Annotated in this window: 3 protein-coding genes and 3 pseudogenes; 2 read left to right on the top strand and 4 right to left on the bottom strand. The window is 61.3% G+C overall.

The features are described 5' to 3' along the window. Positions 1-52: 52 nt before the first annotated feature. The gene (locus tag IB277_RS37380; RefSeq protein ID WP_371813777.1) at positions 53-328 is read right to left on the bottom strand and encodes a DUF736 domain-containing protein; all 276 of its coding nucleotides are present in this window, start codon (positions 326-328) and stop codon (positions 53-55) included. 342 nt (positions 329-670) lie between these two features. Continuing rightward, a pseudogene (locus IB277_RS37375) lies at positions 671-1135 on the bottom strand (ATP-binding protein); the annotation flags it as partial. Positions 1136-1450: 315 nt separating this feature from the next. Between IB277_RS37375 and IB277_RS37370 the strand changes: the two are divergent. Both IB277_RS37370 and IB277_RS37365 read left to right on the top strand, forming a co-directional pair. Continuing rightward, positions 1451-1624, top strand: a complete 174-nt coding sequence (locus tag IB277_RS37370; RefSeq protein WP_192373368.1) for a hypothetical protein — start codon at positions 1451-1453, stop codon at positions 1622-1624. Then, positions 1608-3677, top strand: a complete 2070-nt coding sequence (locus IB277_RS37365) for a recombinase family protein (RefSeq protein ID WP_192373366.1) — start codon at positions 1608-1610, stop codon at positions 3675-3677. The genes IB277_RS37370 and IB277_RS37365 overlap by 17 nt, the downstream gene beginning before the upstream one ends. 31 nt (positions 3678-3708) lie before the next feature. Here the strand turns inward: IB277_RS37365 and IB277_RS37360 are convergent. Together IB277_RS37360 and IB277_RS37355 are read right to left on the bottom strand one after the other, a co-directional pair. Then, positions 3709-4041: pseudogene (locus IB277_RS37360) on the bottom strand (ATP-binding protein); the annotation flags it as partial. Further along, a pseudogene (locus IB277_RS37355) lies at positions 4031-4437 on the bottom strand (IS21 family transposase); the annotation flags it as partial. The pseudogenes IB277_RS37355 and IB277_RS37360, both read right to left, overlap by 11 nt.

The following is a 4437-nucleotide window of genomic DNA, read 5'->3' as shown; positions in this document are numbered from 1 at the left end:
CAACCCGACCCTACCGAAGAACATCGATGACCACCGCTTCGCCGCCCGCTCACTACGGCGCTGTTGAGGGCGCGCTCGCGAGCGGCTTCGCTACCGCCGAGCTACACCACCTGTAGGGACACGACCCCGACAGGTAGTCGCGGCCCTGCTCGGAGGTCTTCTGCCAGGCGGCGCCGAGTTCAACGCTGCCGGCGTAGACGCGGAACTGCGGGCCCTTGTCGGAAGGGTTCTCGACCCGGGCGATGCGAGCCTTGACGTTGAGCGCGAGGGTGCGAATGGAGCCGGTGAAGCCGTTTTCGGTGGAGGTGAAGGTGCCGATGGTTGCCATTGTCGTATTCCTTTTCTTGTGTATCGGGCCGCGCCCATCGCGGCCTCGATGGCTGTCGCAAAGACCGGTGACGATCGGACCGCACCCAGCCGGGGTCCCCATCGCGCCCGCGCGTTGGGGTGGCGATTAGGCCGCAATTAAATGGAGGGCGGCAAGTCGCAGATTTGTTAGTGGGAGAGGAGGAGACCGAGCTGGGGTCCTCGCTCGACTTGTCGAGTGGGGTAGGTTGGCTCCGGGGTAAGAAATCTGAGGCTGCCGTTGCGGCAAGACTGTTGGTTTCCGCGCGGAACTGAGCCGGTTTTTCCACCGAGAAGTGAGCCACCTCTGAGTATGGTTTTCTGATCAGGGTTTGGTCAAGGGATTGGCTTTTTCTCCTCTCTTCTGGGCCGCAGCGGCCGAGCTGGCTTTGAAGCGGAAGCTGTCGTTGCCGGTTTCCAGGATGTGACAACGATGGGTCAGACGATCGAGGAGAGCGGTCGTCATCTTGGCGTCGCCGAAGACCGTGGCCCATTCGCTGAAGCTGAGGTTGGTGGTGATCACCACGCTGGTCCGCTCGTAGAGCTTGCTCAGCAGGTGGAAGAGTAATGCGCCGCCGGAGGCGCTGAACGGCAGGTATCCCAACTCGTCCAGGATCAGCACGTCGAGCCTGACCAACGTCTCTGCGATCTGGCCCGCCTTGCCCTTGGCCTTTTCCTGCTCGAGCGCGTTGACCAATTCGATGGTCGAGAAGAAGCGGACCTTTCGGCGATGATGCTCGATCGCCTGAATGCCGAGTGCTGTCGCGACATGTGTTTTGCCTGTGCCCGGCGGATTGGGCTCATAATGCCCGTTATCAGGATGGCGGAGCAAAGAAATTGGTCCGCTACGCCTTTCATCCGCGTGCGGGCGCGGAGATTTTCGTCACGGGTCGCCAGCGTTATTGCGGCGAGCCGGCTTATGTGGGGCGACAACCGGATGGCAGCCTGGCGCTAGTTCCGATCTGGATGACAGAAGAGATCGCGCTGACCATGGCGGTGCGGGAAACACCTCGTTTTCCTCTTTCATGCCTGCGCGATCTGCGCCACGAGATCGATGCATGTCTACGCTCCCTGCAGAGCGACTCACGCCAGGCAGGAGATGATCATGCAACGCAGACAATGCCGAACCGACCAGCCAGACCTGTTCGCCACGAAGGCTCCGCCATCGAGTCTTCCGGGCGAAGTCCGGGAGCGCACCCTCGCGCTGATCGAGACCTTGCTGAGGGAAACGGTGTTAAGCCAGACGGGACGGGAGGCAGATCATGAAGATCACCGCTGAACATCTCGCACGCGGCGCCTATGTCTATGTCCGGCAGTCCACGGCCGATCAGCTCGTCAACAATCCCGAAAGCCGGCGACGCCAATATGGCCTTGCCGAGCGAGCGCGGTCTCTTGGCTGGAATGACGCTATCGTCATTGACGAAGATCTGGGCCGTTCAGGCTCCGGTATCAGCCGTCCAGGTTTCGAGAAGCTTCTCGCGGCGATCTGCGAAGGCCGGGTGGGTGCGGTCCTTGCCATTGAAGCGTCCCGGCTGGCTCGCAATGGCCGTGACTGGCATACGCTCATCGAATTCTGCGGCCTTGTCGGAACGCTCATCGTCGACGAGGACGGCATCTACGAGCCCCGCCATCCCAACGACAGGCTGCTGCTCGGCATGAAGGGCACGATGAGCGAACTGGAACTTTCGATCCTGCGGGCGCGCTCGATCGAAGCCCTGAAGCAGAAGGCGCGAAGGGGCGAACTCTTTCTGGCGGTGGCAATCGGCTACGTCAAATCCGGCCGTAACAGGATCGAGAAAGACCCTGATCTGCGGGTGCGCGAGGCGATCAATGTTGTATTTCGGCGGTTTGACGAACTGCAGAGCATCAGACAGGTGCACCTGTGGCTGCGCGGCGAAGGGATCATGCTTCCAGCCGTAAATTACGCGCGCGAGGCGGCGCGGACGATCGTGTGGAAGTTGCCCGTCTACAATACCGTGCATCACATTCTCACCAACCCGATCTACGCCGGAGCCTATGCGTTCGGGCGAACCGGCAGCAAAGTCACTATCGAGGCCGGCCGCAAACGGATCTTGCGTGGGATCAGGCGTGACCGCGCCGACTGGGAGGTCTTGCTCATCGACCATCATGAGAGTTACCTGAGCTGGCACGATTTTGAGAGGAATCAGCGCCTGATCACGGACAATGCCACAAGCAAAGGCCTGGTGCCGCGTGGTGCTCTACGCCGGGGCGAGTTGTTGCTCGGCGGTCTCTTGCGCTGCGGCCATTGCGGCCGCAAGCTGCATGTCGCCTATTCCGGCAGCAACGGCAATACGGGGCGCTATCATTGCCGCGGAGCCCAGGTCAACCACGGAACCGACCCGTGCATTGGCTTCGGATCGTTGCGGGTCGATCAAGCGGTCAGCGCGGAGGTTCTTCAACGTCTTCAACCGCTCGGTATCGAAGCGGCGATCAAGGCCATCGAGACGTCCAACGTGCAGGCCGGGGAGAAACGGCGCCATGTGGAGCTTGCACTCGAGCAGGCACGTTATGAGGCCGCCCATGCACGCCGCCAGTACGATTCCGTCGATCCGGACAACCGGCTTGTGGTGGGCGAACTGGAGCGACGCTGGAACACCGCGCTCGTCGCCGTGCGCGAACGCCAGGACGAGCTTGACGCACTCGACCGCCACAAGCCCGAGGTTCTGGGAGAAGAGGAGCGACAGAGCCTGCTGCGCATGGGTGCCGATCTCGAACTGGCATGGCATCATGCCAACGCCACCGCCGCCACAAGGAAGCGGATCATCCGAGCCGTGATCCGCGAGATTGTTGTCGCCATTGAAGATGATCAGATCAAAATGCTGGTGCATTGGCAGGGCGGCGACCATACCGCGCTTTCAGTCAGGAAGAACAAGGCGGGCCATCACCGCTGGGGCGCTCCGCCGGACATCAATGAACTGATCGGCGCCCTGGCGCGCCAATTGCCGGACAAGGCGATCGCCTCGCTTCTCAATCGGCTCGGCAAAACCACGGGCCGTCAGAACGGATGGACGCAGTCCCGTGTCTGCACTTTCCGCAACCAGCACGACATTGCCGTTTACAGAAAGGACGAACGGTCAGAGCGCGGCGAATATACGTTACAGGAAACGGCTGATAAGCTCGGGCTGCGGCCGATGACCGTGCTGCGCATGATCCGCGCCGGCGATTTGAAGGCGGAGCAGTATTGCAAGGGCACTCCCTGGATCATCCGCCACGAAGATATCGACCAACTCGATATCCAGCGCCATTCCGGCAAGGGAGAACAAGGTCCGTTATCAAAATCAGAAGATCAGCAGATTCAGCTTTTTCAATAACATAGCGAGGTGTGTATTATGTCGTGGGATCGGGCCCGCCGACGAGCACGATATTCTGCGCTCCGTCCATGAACTCGCATCGGTGCAACTGGCGCACGGTCGCTTCGTTGATCTCGCTGGCGGCGAAGTCGAAGCCGGAGAGGTCCTTGTAGGCCGGGAAGCGGGCAGCCTTCATGTGATAGGCGATGGATCGAACCTCGCGCTCGGCCATTTCGGCTTTCAGCAACTGGGACAGGACCGGCACGGCCGCGTCGAAGGCCGGAGCCCCTTGCTCGATCAGGTCCGTGACGGCCTGGGCCATGCCATACATCTTCAGGCTGCGCAGCATGATGACGACGGCCGCGCTGGCAGGATCATGACGCATGGCGACCTCCTACGATCCGGACGCGCAAGCCGTCGTAGCGTTCGACATTGGCCTTGGGTTCACGCAGCAAGGTCAGCGCCTGTGGCGTATCGATGTCCGGGCCGTCGGTCGTCTTGCCGTCGATCAGCCGGTGCAGAAGATTCAGCACGTGCGTCTTGGTCGCCACGCCCGCATCCAGAGCCAGTTCCACAGCCCTGACGACGACCTGTTCGTCGTGATGAAGCACAAGCGCGAGGATATCGACCATCTCACGGTCACCGCCAGGGCGGCGAAGCATCTGGTCCTGGAATTGCCGAAAGGCCAACGGCAATTCCAGGAAGGGCGCACCATTGCGCAAGGCACCGGGCTTGCGCTGGATGACCGCAAGGTAATGCCGCCAGTCGTAAATCGTTCGCG

This window comes from Ensifer sp. ENS07 (genome assembly GCF_014852185.1).
In the GTDB taxonomy this organism is placed as follows: Bacteria; Pseudomonadota; Alphaproteobacteria; order Rhizobiales; family Rhizobiaceae; genus Ensifer; species Ensifer adhaerens.
Note: the sequence above shows the minus strand (reverse complement) of the source record. Positions and strands in the feature narration are given on the sequence as shown.

What these genes read in the sequence shown, in the direction of transcription:
- IB277_RS37380 (WP_371813777.1), bottom strand. Translation starts at nt 328, where the DNA reads ATGGCAACCATCGGCACCTTCACCTCCACCGAAAACGGCTTCACCGGC.
- IB277_RS37370 (WP_192373368.1), top strand. Translation starts at nt 1,451, where the DNA reads ATGCAACGCAGACAATGCCGAACCGACCAGCCAGACCTGTTCGCCACG.
- IB277_RS37365 (WP_192373366.1), top strand. Translation starts at nt 1,608, where the DNA reads ATGAAGATCACCGCTGAACATCTCGCACGCGGCGCCTATGTCTATGTC.